This window comes from Desulfovibrio piger, assembly GCF_900116045.1.
GTDB classification, from domain to species: Bacteria; Desulfobacterota; Desulfovibrionia; order Desulfovibrionales; family Desulfovibrionaceae; genus Desulfovibrio; species Desulfovibrio piger_A.
Genome location: NZ_LT630450.1, coordinates 263,793 through 281,507, shown reverse-complemented (window position 1 = coordinate 281,507; position 17,715 = coordinate 263,793). Strand labels below are relative to the sequence as shown.

At 64.5% G+C, this 17,715-nt stretch carries 17 protein-coding genes; 16 read left to right on the top strand and 1 reads right to left on the bottom strand.

Features of this window, described 5'->3' with window-relative positions; genetic code table 11:
- The first annotated feature begins 9 nt into the window (after positions 1–9).
- The 4 genes from ispD (at position 10) to DESPIGER_RS13215 (ending at position 3,831) form a co-directional block, all read left to right on the top strand.
- Positions 10–1,248 (top strand): 2-C-methyl-D-erythritol 4-phosphate cytidylyltransferase, encoded by a 1,239-nt coding sequence (gene ispD, locus DESPIGER_RS12765; protein ID WP_156831600.1) that lies wholly within the window; start codon positions 10–12, stop codon positions 1,246–1,248.
- The gene (locus DESPIGER_RS01450; protein WP_072332110.1) at positions 1,245–2,996 is read left to right on the top strand and encodes a long-chain-fatty-acid--CoA ligase; all 1,752 of its coding nucleotides are present in this window, start codon (positions 1,245–1,247) and stop codon (positions 2,994–2,996) included. Before ispD ends, DESPIGER_RS01450 begins: the two co-directional genes overlap by 4 nt.
- Positions 2,984–3,475: a D-aminoacyl-tRNA deacylase gene (gene dtd, locus DESPIGER_RS01445; protein ID WP_072332107.1), complete on the top strand. Its 492-nt coding sequence runs from the start codon at positions 2,984–2,986 to the stop codon at positions 3,473–3,475. The genes DESPIGER_RS01450 and dtd overlap by 13 nt, the downstream gene beginning before the upstream one ends.
- Positions 3,476–3,654: 179 nt before the next feature.
- A complete protein-coding gene (locus DESPIGER_RS13215) occupies positions 3,655–3,831 on the top strand; it encodes a hypothetical protein (protein WP_231927601.1) in 177 nt (58 codons plus the stop codon).
- 107 nt (positions 3,832–3,938) lie between these two features.
- Here the strand turns inward: DESPIGER_RS13215 and rnc are convergent, their stop codons facing one another.
- Positions 3,939–4,670 (bottom strand): ribonuclease III, encoded by a 732-nt coding sequence (rnc, locus tag DESPIGER_RS01435; protein ID WP_072332101.1) that lies wholly within the window; start codon positions 4,668–4,670, stop codon positions 3,939–3,941.
- Between the two features lie 144 nt (positions 4,671–4,814).
- On the opposite strand from rnc, the gene DESPIGER_RS01430 reads away from it, so the two are divergent.
- The 12 genes from DESPIGER_RS01430 to DESPIGER_RS01380 all read left to right on the top strand — a co-directional run bounded on the left by DESPIGER_RS01430 (position 4,815) and on the right by DESPIGER_RS01380 (position 17,657).
- Positions 4,815–5,150: a hypothetical protein gene (locus DESPIGER_RS01430; protein ID WP_072332098.1), complete on the top strand. Its 336-nt coding sequence runs from the start codon at positions 4,815–4,817 to the stop codon at positions 5,148–5,150.
- Positions 5,151–5,219: 69 nt separating this feature from the next.
- Positions 5,220–7,862: a TIGR03960 family B12-binding radical SAM protein gene (locus tag DESPIGER_RS01425; RefSeq protein WP_072332096.1), complete on the top strand. Its 2,643-nt coding sequence runs from the start codon at positions 5,220–5,222 to the stop codon at positions 7,860–7,862.
- Between the two features lie 134 nt (positions 7,863–7,996).
- The gene (locus DESPIGER_RS01420; protein ID WP_072332093.1) at positions 7,997–8,623 is read left to right on the top strand and encodes a GDSL-type esterase/lipase family protein; all 627 of its coding nucleotides are present in this window, start codon (positions 7,997–7,999) and stop codon (positions 8,621–8,623) included.
- A gap of 1 nt (position 8,624) precedes the next feature.
- Positions 8,625–8,846 (top strand): hypothetical protein, encoded by a 222-nt coding sequence (locus DESPIGER_RS01415; RefSeq protein ID WP_072332090.1) that lies wholly within the window; start codon positions 8,625–8,627, stop codon positions 8,844–8,846.
- A gap of 437 nt (positions 8,847–9,283) precedes the next feature.
- The gene (locus DESPIGER_RS12760; protein ID WP_156831598.1) at positions 9,284–9,778 is read left to right on the top strand and encodes a hypothetical protein; all 495 of its coding nucleotides are present in this window, start codon (positions 9,284–9,286) and stop codon (positions 9,776–9,778) included.
- Between the two features lie 269 nt (positions 9,779–10,047).
- A complete protein-coding gene (locus DESPIGER_RS01410) occupies positions 10,048–11,619 on the top strand; it encodes an FAD-binding protein (protein WP_197678014.1) in 1,572 nt (523 codons plus the stop codon).
- Positions 11,620–11,630: 11 nt separating this feature from the next.
- Entirely contained in the window at positions 11,631–12,329 is a 699-nt protein-coding gene (locus DESPIGER_RS01405; protein ID WP_072332087.1) for a 4Fe-4S dicluster domain-containing protein, read from the top strand.
- 2 nt (positions 12,330–12,331) lie between these two features.
- The gene (locus tag DESPIGER_RS01400; RefSeq protein WP_072332083.1) at positions 12,332–12,841 is read left to right on the top strand and encodes a fumarate hydratase C-terminal domain-containing protein; all 510 of its coding nucleotides are present in this window, start codon (positions 12,332–12,334) and stop codon (positions 12,839–12,841) included.
- Between the two features lie 8 nt (positions 12,842–12,849).
- Positions 12,850–13,710: a fumarate hydratase gene (locus DESPIGER_RS01395; RefSeq protein WP_072332080.1), complete on the top strand. Its 861-nt coding sequence runs from the start codon at positions 12,850–12,852 to the stop codon at positions 13,708–13,710.
- A gap of 30 nt (positions 13,711–13,740) precedes the next feature.
- Complete coding sequence (locus tag DESPIGER_RS01390; protein ID WP_072332077.1) at positions 13,741–14,694, top strand: cytochrome b/b6 domain-containing protein; 954 nt, start codon at positions 13,741–13,743, stop codon at positions 14,692–14,694.
- Between the two features lie 124 nt (positions 14,695–14,818).
- Positions 14,819–16,255 carry a DASS family sodium-coupled anion symporter gene (locus tag DESPIGER_RS01385; RefSeq protein WP_072332074.1) on the top strand — a complete coding sequence of 479 codons (1,437 nt, stop codon included), beginning with the start codon at positions 14,819–14,821 and terminating at the stop codon, positions 16,253–16,255.
- A 34-nt stretch (positions 16,256–16,289) separates the two neighbouring features.
- The gene (locus DESPIGER_RS01380; protein WP_072332071.1) at positions 16,290–17,657 is read left to right on the top strand and encodes an MmgE/PrpD family protein; all 1,368 of its coding nucleotides are present in this window, start codon (positions 16,290–16,292) and stop codon (positions 17,655–17,657) included.
- The last annotated feature ends 58 nt before the right edge of the window (positions 17,658–17,715 follow it).

Genomic DNA, 17,715 nt, shown 5'->3' with positions numbered 1-17,715 from the left:
GAGTGCAGCATGACACGAATTCCCGTCCGTCCCTGGGCCCTCGTTCTGGCCGCAGGACAGGGCAAACGCCTGTCCGCCGCCACAGGCGGCCGTTCCAAACAGTTCCTGCTCTGGAAAGGGCTTCCCCTTTACTGGCACTCAGCCCGCACGCTGTCCCGTTCCGGGGCCGTGGCGGGCCTTGTTTTTGTCTTCCCCCAGGACTGCCTGGAAGAAGAACAGCGACGCCTGGAACAGCTGGCCCGCGACGAGGACCCCGGCATCCCCTGGCTGGCCGTGGCCGGCGGCGCGGAACGTCAGGACTCCGTGCGCCACGGCCTGGCCGCCCTGCCCCGGGAAGCCGCGCACGTGCTGGTGCATGACAGCGCGCGCCCCTTCATGGGCGCGGCCCTGGTCCACCGTGTCTGCGATGCGCTTGCCGCGGGGGCTGTGGCCGTCATCCCGGGCCTTGCCGTCACGGATACCATAAAGGTCGTCTGCGACGATCTTGTGACGGACACACCGCCCCGTGCCCGGCTGCGCGCCGTGCAGACCCCCCAGGGCTTTGCCCTGCCCCCCCTGCTGGCCGCCCACGCTGCCGCCCGCCACGAAAGCGCCGCCGGACGCGCGGCCACGGACGATGCCGCCCTTATGGAAGCCCACGGGCACCCCGTGCTGGTAGTGCCGGGCGAAGCCGCCAATATCAAGATCACCCATCCCGAGGACCTTGCCTTGCTGGAAGAACGCTCCCCCGTCATGCCGGTGCCGCGCGTGGGCATGGGCTACGACGTCCACCGCTACGGCAGCGGCCGCCCCATGAAGCTGGGCGGCATCATCATCCCCAATGCTCCCGAGGTCATCGCCCATTCCGACGGCGACGTCCTGCTCCATGCCCTGATGGACGCCCTGCTGGGCTGCGCGGCCCTGGGCGACATCGGCCGTCTTTTCCCTGATGCCGACGCCCGTTTCGACAATATTTCCTCTGCCGTCCTTCTGGACGACGTGCTGGAACGCTTCCGGGATGCCGGCCTGACCCTCTGCCATGTGGACCTGACCGTCGTGGCCCAGACCCCCAGGCTGGCGCCCCACCGTGAAGAGATCCGCAAGAACGTGGCCCGCCTGCTGGGCCTGGGCCCGGATGCGGTCAACATCAAGGCCACCACGGAAGAAAAGCTGGGGTTCACCGGTGCCTGTGAAGGCATCAAGGCCTACGCCGTGGCCACGGCGTTCCAGCTTTCACCTCATCTGCGCAACACCAAGGAAATGGCATGACCCCCGAGCTGCACCGTCCCTGGTTCTCCCATTACGAACCGTCCGTTCCCCGTACCGTCAGCGTCTTCGACCAGCCCCTGTACAGCCTGCTGGACGAGGCCGCCGCGCGCTATCCCAAGCGCCCGGCCCTGATCTTCCAGAATACCCGCCTGAGCTACAAGGCCCTGCACGAGGCCGTGGAACGCTTTGCCGGCGCCCTGCGCCGCGCGGGCATCCAGCCGGGCCAGCGCGTGGCCGTCATGCTGCCCAACCTGCCCCAGACCATGATCGCCTTCTGGGGCGTGGTCAAATGCGGGGCCGTGGCCGTGATGGTCAACCCCCTCTACATGGAACGGGAGCTGCTCCAGAACCTCAACGACGCCGGTGCCGAATGCCTCATCCTGCTGGACATGCTCTGGCCCCGCGTGGCACCCCTGCGCGACCGGCTGCCCGTCAGGACCTATGTGGTCACCGGTATCGCCGACGCCCTTTCCTTCCCGCTGAACCTCATCTACCGTTTCACCAAAGGGCGCCAGAAGGCCGTCCCCATCCCCTATGATGACAAGGTCATCGCCTGGAAGGACTTCAGCAGGGGCGCCCAGCCCCTGAGCGAGCCCATCGCCGATCCGCAGCACACCCCCGCACTGCTGCAGTATACCGGCGGCACCACCGGCATCCCCAAGGGCGTGGCCCTGACCCACAGCAATCTGGGCACCAACTGCCGCCAGATCCTGAGCATCATCCAGGAGACCGCCGAGACCGGGCACCGCTTCGTGGGCCTGCTGCCCTTCTTCCATGTCTACGGCCTGACCACCGGCATGACCATCCCGGCCGCCCTGGCCGCCACGGTGCTGCCCCTGCCCCGCTATGTGCCCCAGGACGTGCTGCACCTCATCGGCAAGCACCGTCCCACGGTCTTCCCCGGTGCGCCCGCCATCTACAGCTCCCTGCTGCAGCAAAAGACCCTGGGGCAGTACGACCTGACCTGTATCAAGCTCTGCATTTCCGGTTCCGCGCCCCTGCCCCGGGACACCTTCCGCCGCTTCCAGGAGCTGACCGGTGCCATCATCCTTGAAGGCTACGGCCTGACGGAAGCCTCGCCCATCACCCACATCAATCCCCGCGAGGACAGCAGACAGAAGGAAGGCTCCATCGGCATGCCCCTGCCCGGCACCGATGCCCGCATCGTGGACAGCGAAAGCGGCACCGCGCCCCTGCCCGTGGGCAAACTGGGCGAACTGGTCATCCGCGGCCCGCAGGTCATGCAGGGCTACTGGCACCTGCCCGACGAGACCGCCAGCGCCCTGCGCAACGGCTGGCTCTATACCGGCGACCTGGCCGTCATGGACGAGGAAGGCTATTTCTTCATCATGGACCGCAAGAAGGACATGGTCATCGTGGGCGGTTACAACGTCTATCCCCGCGAAGTGGACGAGGTCCTGCTGGAACACCCCGACGTACTGGAAGGCGTGAGCGTCGGCATCCCCGACGGTGTGCGCGGCGAGGCCCTCAAGGCCTACATCGTGCCCCGTCCCGGCGTGGAACTGACCAAGGCCGACATCGTGGGCTGGTGCCGCCAGCGCCTGGCCTCCTACAAGGTGCCCCGCCTGGTGGAATTCCGCGATGAACTGCCCAAGACCATCGTGGGCAAGGTCCTGCGCCGCGCCCTGCGCGAAGAAGAGATGGCCAGGCAGGCCCAGAAAACTGCCCGCCACGCCGCCCGGCAGGACGCTGCGGCGACCCCCGGGGAGGACCGATGCGACTCCTGATCCAGCGTGTCCTTGAAGCGGCCGTCACTGTGGACGGACAGACCACCGGCGCCATCGGCAAGGGCCTGCTGGTCCTGACCGGCTTTGGCGAGGAGGACGGCCCGGACTTCCATCTCAGCCCTGTTTTCGGGGGCATGGCGCGCAAGCTGCTGGATCTGCGCATCTTTCCCGGTGAAGGAGACCGCAGCGACAAATTCGACCGCTCCGCCCGGGACTGCGGGGCCGATGTCCTGCTGGTGCCCCAGTTCACCCTCTATGCCGACTGCCGCAAGGGCCGCCGTCCTTCCTTCTCCCATGCCGGCGATCCCGCCTGGTCCCGCGGGATGTTCGAGCGCTTCACCCGCAAAGTCAGTGAAGAGAGCGGCCGCCCCGTGCCCGCGGGCGTGTTCGGCGCGGACATGCGCGTCCACCTCGTCAACTGGGGCCCCGTGACCATCTGGCTGGATTCCCGCGAGGTGTTGCCGCATCTGTACCTTTAAGGCGGCAAGGGAATCCCTCTTCCTCGCCTGAAAGTTCTCTCCCAGGGGCAGTACCGCTCTTGCAGCCTGTAACGTCCGCGATGAACGGGGTACAGGCCGACCAGCATCCGGTCGCTCCTCTTCCCCATACGCTTTCCCCAAAGCCATAAAAAAGGACAGCCGTACGGCTGTCCTTTTTTATGGCCTCCCATCCACCTGCCAGCAAAAGAGAAAGAAGAAGAAGAAGAAGAAGAAGAAAGAAAAAAGAAAAAAGAAAAACAAAAAGCCTGACCAGCACAGGCCAAGCTCAACATTTTTTCGGGGGACCATCAGTAGCGGCAACTTTGCCACAGGCAGCCATCCGCCATCCTCCATAGTAAAGCGCGTTTGGGAAGGATGGGGGGAGCTTGAGGGGGGAAGGGAACCTTTTTGTGCGCCAGCCAAAAGGTTCCCTTCCCCCCTCAAAAAACATCCACCCTGCAGCCTATCCCTGCGCATCCAGCGCGCACAGGGCCAGGCGGGCGGCCTCCTGCTCGGCCTTCTTGCAGCTGCTGCCGCAGGCCGTGAACTGCTGCCCCGAGGGCAGGGAGACCTGCACGGTGAAGTGCCGGGCGTGTTCCGGGCCTTCACAGGCCAGGGTCGTATAGACAGGGCGGTCGTGGAAAAGGGCCACCGACCGTTCCTGCAAACTGGTCTTGAAATCCTTGGTCTTGGGCCTGCCCACGCAGACCTCGTCCAGCAGCCCCCCGAAGATGCGGAGCACGACCTTCCGGGCCGCGGCATAGCCGCCGTCTTCGTACACGGAGGCCAGCACGGCTTCGAACACATCGCTGAGCACGGCGTCACGGCTGCGGCCGCCCTGCTGTTCCTCGCCGCGCCCCAGACGCAGCAGCTGGTCGATGCCCGTTTCCCGGGCCCGCTGGGCCAGGCTGGTGGTGCCCACCAGCTGGGAGCGCACACGGGTCATGTCGCCTTCGCGGGCCTGCGGGAAGCGCGTGAACAGCTCCCACGAGATGCACAGTTCAAGGACGGCATCGCCCAGGAACTCCAGACGCTCGTTATGCGCCTGCCCCAGGCCGTGTTCATTGGCCCACGAGCTGTGGGTCAGGGCCAGGGCCACCCGTTCCGGGCGTGAAAAATGGTAGTCCAGGATCTGTTCGATGCGCTCCAGGTCCGCCGCCGAGATGCTGAGGTCGAATTTCTTGCTGTGTTCCATGCGCAGCAGTCTAGCCACTTCAGGGCGCAAGGCAACAGAAATTTTCTTGACACCCGGCCTTTCAGCGCCTACCTATTTGGAGCAAAATTCAGAGACTTCCGCATGTCCGGCCGCCCGACGGCCCCATGCCGGCGAGGAGACATTATGGCTTACGATATCCGCCTCATGAAGCTGGTGACCGGTGAGATGGTCATCGGCAAGTACGACGCCGAAAAAGACTGCCTCAACGAAGTGGCCAGCCTGCAGAGCATCCCCACCCAGCAGGGCATGCAGATGATGCTCCTGCCTTACGGCTATCCTTTCGAGCCCAACTTCACCGGTACCCTGGAAGGCCGTCACTTCCTGTACCGCTACGCCGACACCCCCAAGGAACTGCAGGACAAGTACATCGAGGCCTGCACCAACCTCACCGTGGCCGGCGGCCTGGGCAAGCTGAGCTTCGGGCCTTCCGTGCAGCCCGGCAGCGGCCTCATCAAGTAGCCCGTTTTCCATCAGGTTTCCGGGGCGGCATCTGCCGCCCTTTTTTGTATCCAGCCAACAGGGATGTTTATGCGCGCACTGCTCCCCATTCTGCCCCGCCCCAGCCGCTATGCCGGCATCGAAGAGGGCGCCTGCCACAAAGACCCTGCCCAGGTTCGCCTGCGTGTGGGCCTGGCCTTTCCCGATACCTACGAAGTGGGCATGTCCTATCTTGGGCAGAAGATCCTTTACGGTATCGTCAACAGCCACGCCTCCTGGTGGGCCGAGCGGGTCATGGCCCCGGAACGCGAAGCGGGCGACATCCTGCGGCAACACGGCTGCCCGCTGGGCACGCTGGAATCCGGCACGCCCCTGCGCGACCTGCACTGCCTTTCCTTTTCCATCACCCATGAGCTGTGCTACACCAACGTGCTCTACATGCTGGAGCTGGGCAACATCCCCCTGCGCACGGCCGACAGGCCGCAGGACCTGCGCCGGTGCCCGCTGGTCATCGCCGGTGGCGGCGCCCTGCTGAGCGCCGAACCGCTGGCCCCCTTCATCGACCTGATGGTGCTGGGCGACGGCGAGGAATCCCTGCCCGACGTGCTGCGCCTGCTGGAACAGGCCCTGGACGAAGGCTGGACGCGTGACCGTTGCCTGGAAGAGGCCCGCCACATCCCCGGCGTCTACATCCCCTCTTTCTTCACGCCCGATGCGGAAGGCCGTCTGCAGCCCCGCTTTGCCGACCACGCCAGGCCCGCGCGCCGCATCGTGGCCGATTTCGACAAGGTGGCCTACCCCACCAGCCAGGTGGTGCCCATCGGCGCGGTGCACAACCGCCTGTCGCTGGAGATCGCCCGCGGCTGTACCCGCGGCTGCCGCTTCTGCCATGCGGGCATGGTCTACCGTCCCGTGCGTGAGCGGTCTCTGGACACCATCACCGGCCTGCTGGACGACTGCCTGAAAAAGACGGGCTTTGACGAGATCTCCTTCCTTTCCCTGAGCACGGGCGACTTTTCCGCGCTCAAGACCCTGAGCCACGGCGTGCTGGGCCGCTGCGCCCAGGAACAGATCAGCCTTTCGCTGCCGTCGCTGCGCGTGGGCTCCATCGATGACGAGATCATGCAGCGCATGTCCGACCTGCGCCGCACGGGCTGTACCCTGGCCCCCGAAGCGGGCAGCCAGCGCCTGCGCGACGTCATCAACAAGGGCGTCACCGAGGAGCAGGTGCTGCTGCATGTGCAGAAGCTGCTGGAATACGGCTGGCGCCAGGTCAAACTCTATTTCATGATCGGCCTGCCCACCGAGACCGACGAGGACCTCAGGGCCATCGCCGACCTCTGCCGCAAGGTGCGCGACGCCGCGGGCAAGGGCAATCCCCGCCTGCAGGTCACGGCAGCGCTCTCGCCCTTCGTGCCCAAGCCCTTCACGCCCTTCCAGTGGGTGGAACAGATCAGCCAGGAAGAGATCCAGCGCCGTGTGCAGCTGGTGCGCGACGAATTCAGGGGCCAGAAGTTCCTCAAGCTGCGCTGGCACGAACCGGCCATGAGCCATCTGGAAGGCATCCTTTCCCGTGCTGACCGCCGTCTGGCCGATGTGGTGGAAAAGGTCTACCGCAAGGGCGGCATCTTCACCAGCTGGATCGAAGGTTTCGATCTGGCCCCCTGGCTGGAGGCCCTGGAAGAATGCAGCCTGACCGCCGACGAGTTCACCCGGGCCCGCAGCATGGACGAATACCTGCCCTGGGAGCATCTGGAGGCCGGCATCTCGCCCGAGTTCCTGCGCCGCGAATACGAGCGTGCGCTGGCGGGCAAGGTCACGGAAGACTGCCGCTACCATGCCTGCCGCCAGTGCGGCGCCTGCGACACCAAGGCCGGGCCTTCGCGCATGCCCCACGCCAGCCTGGGCGCGGACGGCCGGCCGCTGGAACACCACAACCGCCTGGTCTTCCCCCAGCGCGACCAGCAGGCCCACCAGCCCGCCCGTGACGAGGAAGGGCGCATCATCTGCCGCACCCACGAGAACAAGCCGCCGCAGATCGCGCCGGAGCTGGCGGTCAAGGCCGTCCAGTACCGCATCTGGCATACCAAGACCGGCGGCAGCTCCTACCTCAGCCAGCTGGAGCTCCAGGCCATCCTCGACCGCGCCCTGCGCCGGGCCGACCTGCCCATGGCCTTCTCGCAGGGATTCCATCCCATGCCGCTGATATCCTTTGGCCGGGCCCTGCCGGTAGGCATGGAAAGCCGGGCCGAATGGTTCGCCATCACCCTGCGCGCCCCCATGTCCGCTGCCGAGGTCCATGCCCGTCTGGCCGCGGCCCTGCCCACGGGCATGGCCGTCATCCGCGTGGAAGAAGTGGACAAGAGCCGCCGCACGGAACAGTCCGTGGCCGAGACCTTCCGCCTGCGTACCGGCAGCGTCGACGGCGAAGGACTCCCCATGACGTCCGTTCGCGACTGCTTCGCGGCCTTTGCCGCCCGGGAAAGCGTCATGCTGACCCGCGAGACCAAGAAGGGCCCGCGCACCAGCGACATCCGCCGCCACCTGCTGCGCTGGAAGGAACTGGAGGACGGCAGCCTGGAGTTCAGCCTGGACTGGAGCGACGGCTACCTTTCGCCCCTGCTGCTCTGCACCAGCATCTGCGCCCCTCTGGGCGATGAGTCCCGCCTGCGGGCGCTGCTGCGCCTGGGCAAGACGGCCCAGCATTTCGCGGACGGCCAGGTCTGCCCGTAAGGGATCATTTCAGGGCCTTTCGTGGATGGATGCTCCATCCGGTACGGAAGGCCCTTTTTGCGGTCCTGCTCCAGCCGTGCCGTCGTGCCGGCAAGCACCCCGCCCAACGTGTTCTGCGCATATCAGGAGGCATCATGGCTCCCCGTTCCACTACGGAAACGTTCTTCTTTTTTGGTGATTCCCTGACCCTGGGCGTCAATGACAACGCCATGCCCGGCGGCTGGATCAGCCGCCTTGTGCTGCTGGGCTCCCGGGCCGGCTGGTACGACATGCCGCCCGCCACCTTCTACAACCTGGGCGTGCGCCGCCACACCTCCACGGACATGGCCGCCCGCTGGCAGGCCGAAGTGGCGGCCCGGCAGATCCCCGGCACCATCAACCATCTGGCCTTCTGCCCGGGCGTGGTGGACATGTCCCCCGCCCGGATGCGGCCGGTGGACGAGGTCTGTGCCACGGTCATGCAGATGCTGGACCAGGCATCGGCCCTGGGAGCGGTCTTGCTTATCTGCCCGCCTCCTGTTAAAGAGCCCGCCATGCGCCAGCGCATCGCCTCGCTCTGCGAAGCCTATGTGACGGCATGTGCCCGCAAGGGACATCCCTGTGCCGATGTGCACGCCGCTCTGGCGGCCTCGCCCGAGTACATGGATGATCTTGAGGACGGCCTGCATCCCGGCCCGCAAGGTTCTGCCCTGATGGCCCGTCTGCTGGCCGAAGTCCCGGCCGTGCGCCGCTTTTTTCTGACCGCCAAACAGGATGATTGATATGGGCTCCTGCCAGCCTTTCGTCGATGACGAACCCTTTGACAAGCGCGTGAAGACGCTTGCCGACAATGAATTGCTGGAGATCTGGGAAGAGACCCAGCAGCTGGAAGACCTGCTGCGCACCCAGATGCAGACCGACCTTGACATGGCCCCCGAATACGAGCGCCTCATCGTCAGCGAGCTGCAGCTGCGCAGCAACAGGGCCTTGCTGCACGTCCGCTAGCGGGGCCTTCCTGAAGGCGGAGCCTCTTGCCGCTGCCGGGGCCCTGCGGCCTGACAGGCACGGCCTGCGACCGGCACCCGGTCGCGCTGCCCCCGGAGAGAGCACCATACCACGCTCCCCCCTTTCTTCAGATGCGTCTTGCCAGGCCGGTCCCCGCAAGGGGACCGGCTTTTTCCTTTCCGGGCGCCTCCGGCCCGGCAAAGAAGCTCCTGCGCACGCTTCTTTCCGTGGCGGCATCAGCACAGCGGAGGAACGCTCCTTGCCCGCCCGCCGTCCGTCCCCCACTCGTGGGGACGCACCTGAACAGGCGCCCTGTCGCGGCCGGATCGCCTGCATCCGGGCGCCCCGGAAGGCCCGGGCTCCTGCTCCGCGGGTCACGCCGCCCCATCACGTCATCCGGCTGCACTGCGCCGTGCCGCGAAGGCATACGGGAAGACATGGCCTTCCTGCCCGGCCTTTCCGATTCCCCTGTACAGGCCCCCAAGCGCACGCTACGGGCAATGCCCCGGACAGGTCCATTTCGCCAAAAATCCGAAGCCGGCTGGCAGCGCAGGGGCGTCCCCTTGCCGGAAAGCTGCCCGCATGTCGCAGGCAATTGCAACACTGTCCGGGGGCGGCCCTGCCCTCTCCTGCTCCGGCATCGACAGACACATGATAAAAAATTTTTTTATTCATGGTCGATAGATGCACACCATCCTCCCCACTGCAAGCCGCTCTCTTCCTGCCTCCTGATTCCTGCCGAAAATGCACGCCTTTTTGAAACACAATTGCACCCTGTTGCGACATTTTTTGCAACAAAAATGCAACACCTGCATCTCCTGAAAATTTTTCCGTTGAATATCGGCATGATACGAAAACAGTTCCGTCACATGTCTCAGATGACACATGCCCTGAACAGCCGCACGGATGAAATGAAATATTTCATAACATAGCAAGATGCCATGCTTTCCCGACGCAGCCCCCTGGGACGCCCGTTTTTTTGGCACGATACTTGAGAAAATACGGGAAACGCCGTCTGCAGGAGGGGCGCCCGGGGCCGGCTCGCCACCTGCAGACAAGCCATGCCAGGACCAGACCGATCCCTTCACCACGGCAGCTCGGTTTGAACTGAAACATCGAAATACCGCAGGAGGTAAGTATGGCGTACCCAGCAATGATGATGCCTTCCATTCAGAAGTGTGCCAGCACACGGAAGGATCGCTTGAATGCTTCGCACCCTGAATTGACCTTTGAAGAAAAAGCCAAGCTGCTTCAGGACTTCCATCCTGACTTCAACGTCAAGGTCAAAACGCCCCTGCGGGTCGGCGCCAACATAGGGGATCTGGCCCCGCAGGAAATGGCGCGCCAAATCGAGGCCCCCAGTCGCATCTCCGCTTCCGATGTGGACCTGAGCAAGGTTGATTACGATACCGACATACTGGTCATCGGCTGCGGCGGTGCGGGGCTTTCCGCCGCCCTGACCGCCCATGCCGCCGGCGCCAGGGTCATGCTGACCACCAAACTGCGCATGGGCGACTCCAACACCATCATGGCCGAAGGCGGCATCGCCGCGGCCACAAACCCCGAAGACAGCCCGGCCATCCACTATGTGGACACCATCATCGGCGGCCGCGGTACCAATGTAAAGGAACTGGTGGAAGTGCTGGTCACCGAAGCCCCCTTCATCGTGGACTGGCTGTCCTCCCTGGGCGTCAACTTTGACCGCAAGGCCGACGGTTCCCTGTTCAACCACCGCCCCGGCGGCCATTCGCGCCGGCGTTCGCATTCCATCAAGGACCTGACCGGTCTGGAGATCATGCGCGTCATGGCTGACGAAGTGCGCAACCGGAACATCCCCGTCCTGGAATTCTGCCCGGCCCTGGAGCTCATCAAGGACGAGAAGGGCCAGTGCGCCGGTGCCGTCCTGCAGAACCTTGATACCGGACGCCTGCTGGTCGTGCGTGCCAAATCGGTCATCATGGCCACAGGCGGCATGGGGCGCCTGCACCCGCTGGGCTTCCCCACCTCCAACCACTACGGGGCCACGGCCGACGGTATCGTCATGGGCTACCGTGCCGGCGCCAAGCTGATCTACATCGAATCGGTCCAGTTCCATCCCACGGGCACGGCATGGCCGGAACAGCTGCTGGGCCTGCTCATTTCCGAAGCGCTGCGCGCCCAGGGCGCCCAGGTGCTGAACGTGGACGGCCAGACCTTCGCGGCCAATCTGGAAACCCGTGATGCCCTGGCGGCGGCCATCATCCGCGAATGCAACTCCCGCGGCAAGGGCGTCGAAACACCGGCGGGCATCGTGGGCGCCTGGCTGGATACGCCGCTCATCGACATGATCCACGGCCCCGGCACGTTCCAGCGCCGTTTTGCCGGCATCTATTCCCGCTTCATGGGCTACGGCATCAACCCGCTGGAAGAGCCCATCCTCGTCTACCCCACCCAGCATTACCAGAACGGCGGCATGACCATCACCCCCAACGGGGAGACCACCGTTCCCAACCTCTACGCGGCTGGCGAAGTTTCCGGCGGCGTGCACGGCCAGAACCGCCTCGGGGCCAACTCCCTGCTTGACATCTTCGTCTTCGGCCGCCGCTCGGCGGAACATGCGGCCAGGCATGTCAGGAACGTCACCCTGGGCAAGCTGACCCTGAAGCATCTGGACGAATTCAGCGAGAACCTGAGGGAAGCCGGCATCAAGACCGATGTGCGTTCACCCATGCTCCTGCCAGATTACCGCTTTGAAAATGCGCTGACCAAGATCACCCACATTGAAGCGGAATAAAGGAGGAAGCCATGAGCGAAGCAAGCAACGGCACCTATACCATCCATATCCTGGGGAAGAAGTACGAAGTCCCCGCCGGGCTGACCATCATGAAGTCCATTGAGTACGCGGGCTACCGCCTCACGCACGGCTGCGGCTGCCGCGGCGGCGTCTGCGGCGCCTGCGCCACCATCTACCGGATGGAAAACGATACCAAATGGCACATCTGCCTGGCCTGCCAGACCAATGCCGCCGACGGCATGCATCTGGTGCAGCTGCCCTATGTGCCTTCCTACCGGGCCAGCTATGACGTGACCAAGGAAGAATGCACGCCCGAGACCGTGGCCCGCTTCTACCCCACCCTCAAACGCTGCATGGGCTGCAACACCTGCACCAATACCTGTCCCATCAGCCTGCCTGTGCTGGATTACGTTTCGGCCATCATCCAGGGCGACTTTGAGACCGCCAAGGAACTTTCCATCGAATGCATCTCGTGCGGCATGTGCGCCGCCCGCTGTCCGGGCGAGCTGGCCCCCATGAACATGGCCCTGATGGTCCGCCGTCTGATGGGCCGGGCCGCCCACAAGAACACGCCCGAGTTCCAGCAGCGCCTGACGGATATCCGCAATGACAAGTTCAAGGCCGAGATCACCAAGTACAAGGGCATGACCAAGGAAGACCTCCAGGTCGTCTACAAGGAATTCCAATCCACAAAAGGAGCTTCGGTGTAGCCATGCGTACGCTCACAACTCCCATCAGCAAGGAAGACGTGGCCTCCCTGAAGGTCGGCGATCAGGTGGTCCTGGTCGGACGCATCCTGTGCGGCCGCGACGCGGTCCTGCCCAAGATCGTCAAGATGTTCGAAAACAACGACCCGGAACTGAAGAAGCTGCACCTGGAAGGTGCCGTCATTTTTCATACGGCGGTCAGCCGTGCCGGCATCGGCCCCACCTCCAGCAACAAGGTGGAGATCGAAGACAGCATCCCCAAGCTTTCCGAAGCGGGCGTGGCCATGCATCTGGGCAAGGGCGCGCTGAAAATGAGCACTGTCGAAGCCATGAAGGAGCATTCCTCCTGCTTCGGCGTGACGCCCCCCACGACGGCGCTCTTCTCCTTCAAGTCCACCAGCCAGAAAGTGCTGGCCTTCCCGGAAGAAGGGATGGAGGCCCTCTATGAAGTCGAAGTGACCGGCCTGCCGGTCATCATTGCCGCCGTCAATGGCGAAACCATGTTCGGACAGTGAGGCACACCATGAAGATCACATATGACAGCCTGCGGCAAGCGACCGAGCAATGTCTGGTGACGGCCGGCAGCAGCTACACACCTGACAGACTGGCCGCCTATGGCCGCGCCATCGAGGCGGAACAGGGGGCCAATGCCAAATGGTTCCTGCAGCTGCTCAAGGAAAATGCCGAGATCGCCCAGCGGGAAAAGCTGCCCCTGTGCGACGACACGGGCATCCCCCACGTCATCATCCGCCTGGGCGAACACTGCGAGCTGCCCGCGGGCTGGCTGGCAGCCATCCGGGCCGGCGTGTCCGACGGCCTGCGCAGCCTGCCCGGCCGTCCCATGGCGGTGAAGGGCAACGACGTGCAGCGGGTGGAGCAGTCCCTGGGGCTGTATGCCGAATCCGAGGCCCTGGAGCCCGCGCCCTTCCGCATCGTGCCCGTGCCGGGCGACAAGGTGGAGATCGTGGTGCTGATGCTGGGCGGCGGCCCCGAGATCCGCGCCCGGACGCGGCGCATCTTCCACAAGCGCAGCATGGAAAAGGTCATCGGCGAAGTCTCCCAGTGGCTGTGTGAAGAAGCCGGCGTCCTGGGGTGTACGCCGCTGATCGCGGCCGTGGGCATCGGCCGTTCGCAGGTGGAAGCCTCGGCCATGATGCTGGAGGCCATGGCCGACGGCACGCTGGACGTCCAGAACGAGTGGGAAAAGAAAATCACCGACGCCATCAACAATACCAACGTGGGCCCGCTGGGCCTTGGCGGCAAATGTACGGCCATGGGCTGTTTCCTGAAGGTCGGCCCCATCCGGGCCAGCGGCGTGCGCATTGTCTGCGCCCGCCCCTGCTGCACCATGGAACCGCGCGTCGGCAAGATCGTACTGGGCTGAGAACCGAACGTCTAACCACGGATGAGAGTTATGAATCAGCCTGCAAAGTTCATCAAATCAAAGCTGTTGTCCGACATCCTGGGCGAAAATTTCAGCCCCGTGGCCAGGATGCGTCTTTTTTCACGGGGGGTGCAACCCAACAACCGCCTCTCCCGGTACGGTCTGGCCGCGGCCGACAAGGGCTGTCTGGCCTGCGGCAACTGCATCGACGCCTGTCCGGTGGTGCGGGAGAAGGAGCGTTTCCAGTGGCAGCAGAACAAGCGCACCTCCATGGCGCTGGAAGCCATCGTGGGTGACGACTGCCGCCGCTGCTACCGCTGCGTGCGCAGCTGCCCCCAGGTCAGCAAGGATACCAAGGAATACGTCTTCGGCTTCCGGCGCACGGAAAAGTTCATCCATGTGCTGCTGGCCGGCTCCATCTTCACCCTTATGGCCACGGGCATCTTCCTCTATCACTACCGGGCGGACATCCCGACCTTTGACGCGGGCCTGCTGGGCTGGCTGCATACCCTGGCCGGCGTGCTGCTGATGCTGGTGCCCATCCTGTACTGGAAGATGGCCAACGGGCAGTTCAGGCGGCTCCTGAAAAACTCCTGGCAGTGGAACAGGGAAGCCGACAAGGCCTGGTGGGAAGAGTTCAAGGCCTTCTTGCGCCACCCTGTGGGCAAGGTCCTGCCCCACTGGCGCGAATTCAACCCCTATCACAAGTTCTGGGTATGTTACCTTTGCGTGGCCATACCGCTGCTGGCCGTCACGGGCATCATCAACTTCTTCTCACCGACCATGCCCGGCGAAGGAGGATGGGCGGTATTCTACGCCATCCATTCCCTGGTCGCTCTCTGTACCGACCTGCTCATCATCACCCATCTTTACTTCAAGTTACTGCGCTTCCTGATCAGAACAACGGCCGACATGTACAAGAGCTGGAAGAAAACCGGCACATTCCACTACCCGTTCATATACGATCAGAAGAAGTCGTCGTAGCTCCTTCCGCATGGGGCTGCCCCGCGGAAACGACTCGCGGGGCAGCCTGACAGAACGCTGACTCCTTACAGCTGGCAACACCATGAGGAAATTTGCATGCAGCGATGCGTGCAAGGAGGTACCTATGTCTTCTGAAATCACCATGAAATCACTGGAGTTCCAGTTGAAGCCCAAGCCTGGCCTCGCCGTGCTGGTCGTTTTCCTGGCGCTCTGGTTCTGCCCGCCCCCGCCAGGCCTGACGCTCCAGGCCTGGCATGTGTTCGTCACCTTCGTCTGCACCATTCTGGGCTTTCTCACCAAGCCGCTGCCGCTCGGGGCCATCGTCATGCTGGCCCTCACCGTCCTGGCCGGCACGCGGACCCTCACCGTGCCGCAGACCCTGAGCGGCTTCGGCAACCACAGCGTCTGGCTGATCGTCATGGCCTTCTTCATCTCCCGGGGCTTCGCCAAGACAGGCCTGGGCCGGCGCATCGGCTATACCTTCATCAAGCTGCTGGGCAACACCACGCTGGGCCTGGCCTACGCCATCGGCTTCACCAACTACTGCCTGGCCCCGGCCATGCCGTCCAGTACCGCCCGCTCGGGGGGCACGGTATGCCCGCTGACCATCGCCGTGGCCAAGGCCTACGGCAGTGACCCGGCCACCGGCACGGAACGCAAGATCGGCTCCTATCTGCTGTTCACGGCCTTCCAGACCAACTATCCCGTGGGCGCGGCCTTCATGACCGCCATGGCCGGCAATACCCTTGCCGCCAGCATGGCGGCCGACCTGGGCGTGCAGATCACCTGGCTGTCCTGGTTCATCGCCGCCCTGGTGCCCGCGCTGGTGAGCATCTGCTCCGTCCCGCTGGCCCTGTATGTCTTCTATCCCCCCGAGATCAAGAAGAGCCCCGAGGCCCGCGAGATGGCCCGGCAAAAGCTGGCGGAAATGGGCCCCATGTCCCTGCCCGAAAAGATGATGCTCTGCGCCTTCATCATCCTGCTCAGCCTCTGGGTGTTCGGCACCATGCTGGGCGTGCATGCCACCATCGCCGCCTTTGTGGGCATCATGTTCCTGGTCCTGGTGGGCGTGCTGACCTGGAAGGACGTGCTGTCCGAACGCGGCGCCTATGACTGCCTGATCTGGTTCGCCGGCCTGATCATGATGGCCAGCTACCTGAACAAGCTGGGCGTCATCAAGTGGATCACCGGCGGCATGAGCGGCATGCTGGCCGGGCTTCCCTGGCCCGTGGTCATTTTCGTCCTGGCCATGAGCTCCATGTATCTGGCGTACTGCTTTGCCAGCTCCACGGCCATGGTGAGCGCCGTCTACGCGGCTTACCTGACCATCGCCCTTGCCAACGGCGTACCGCCGGAACTGGGCGCCATGATCATCGCCATCTTCATCAACCTGCAAGCCTGCCTCACCTACTACAGCGGCGGCTCCGCGCCCATCTTCTACTCCACGGGCTACATCCCCTCGGGAGACTGGCTGCGGGTCGGCTTCTTGGTCTCGCTGGTCCACATCGTGGTCTGGTTCGGCGTAGGCGCCATCTGGTGGAAGATCATCGGCCTGTATTAGCCATCCTCAACCTTACCGTGAGCAGGGGGTAACCATGACACTGTCACACGAATTCGTACGCTTGCACAAGTCCCTGACGTATGACGCGCTCAGCGGCGCAGCCATCGAGGCGGCCAAGGCCCGCTGCATGGATTATCTGGGCGCTCTGGCCGGCGGCATCAACGGCCCGCTGGCCCGGCCCATGCTGCGCGCGCAGGCGGCTGCCCCCTGCTCGCCCCCGGAGAGCTCCGTGCTGGCCACGCCCCTGCGGGCCCCCTGCGCCACGGCGGCCCTGCTCAACGGCATCACGGGCCATACCCTGGAGCTGGATGACGGCGACCGCCGCTCCTACGGGCATCCCGGCGTGGTGGTCCTTTCGGCGCTCTTTCCCGTGGCCGAGGCCCTGCGGGCCAGCGGCAAGGATTTTTTGCTGGCCATGACCATCGGTTACGAAGCCTATGTGCGCATCGGCCAGGCGGCCAATCCCGGCATGCTCCGCCGGGGCTACCATTCCACCGGCACGGCGGGCGCTCTGGCCGCAGCCCTGGCCGTGTCCAGCGTGCGCGGCTTCGACACGGACGCCATGCTGGGGGCCCTGGGCATCGCCGGCCTCTGCGCCTCGGGGCTGTGCATCTCGCTGCGCAAGGCCTGCGAACTCAAGCCCTTCAGCGCCGGCCGCGCGGCCTATAACGGCGTTGTCGCCGCGGAGATGGTCGCCCTGGGCCTTGCGGGGGCCGATGACATCCTGGAAGGCAAGGACGGTTTCTTCCAGGCCTATTCCGGCCAGGAAGCCGATCCCGCCGTGCTGCTGGCCCCTCTAGGCTCCCCCTTTGCCGTCGAAGGCTCGTACATCAAATTCTATCCGGCCTGCCGCTACACCCACGCGCCCATCGACGCCGCCCTGGCCCTGCGCGACAAGGTGGTCCTGGACGATGTGGAAAAGATCATCATCACCACCTATCCCACCGCCATCTCGCTCACGGCCAAGGACACGCTGCCCGCCGATGCGGCCTCCACCCGCTTCAACATGGGCTTTGGCGTGGCCCTGGCCCTGGCGCAGGGAAAGGTGAGCATGTCCGACTTCTGTGCCGAAAAGGCGGCGGATCCCCTGATCGCGGCCATGTTCAGCAAGATCCGGTACCGGGAAGACCCCGCGCTGGATTCGATAAAGAACAACGTCCGCGGCGCCGAGATGGAGATCATCTGCAAGGATGGCACCAGGGCCTCCATCCGCGTGCCCCTGCCCGTGGGCGAACCGGAAAACCCCGCTCCGGCGGAACGCTACCGGCAAAAGTTCATGGATCTGTCCCGTGATGTCTGGAGCGGGCCGCGCCAGCGGGCCATCCTGGAACGCATCGCCCATCTGGAAGAACTGGAACACGTCACTGAACTGACGGACCTGCTCCGTCCAGACCGGCAGTAGCCGGCCGGCACCGCAGCACCGTACGGGGCAGCCTGCCAGCACGTCTCACCGACAGGAA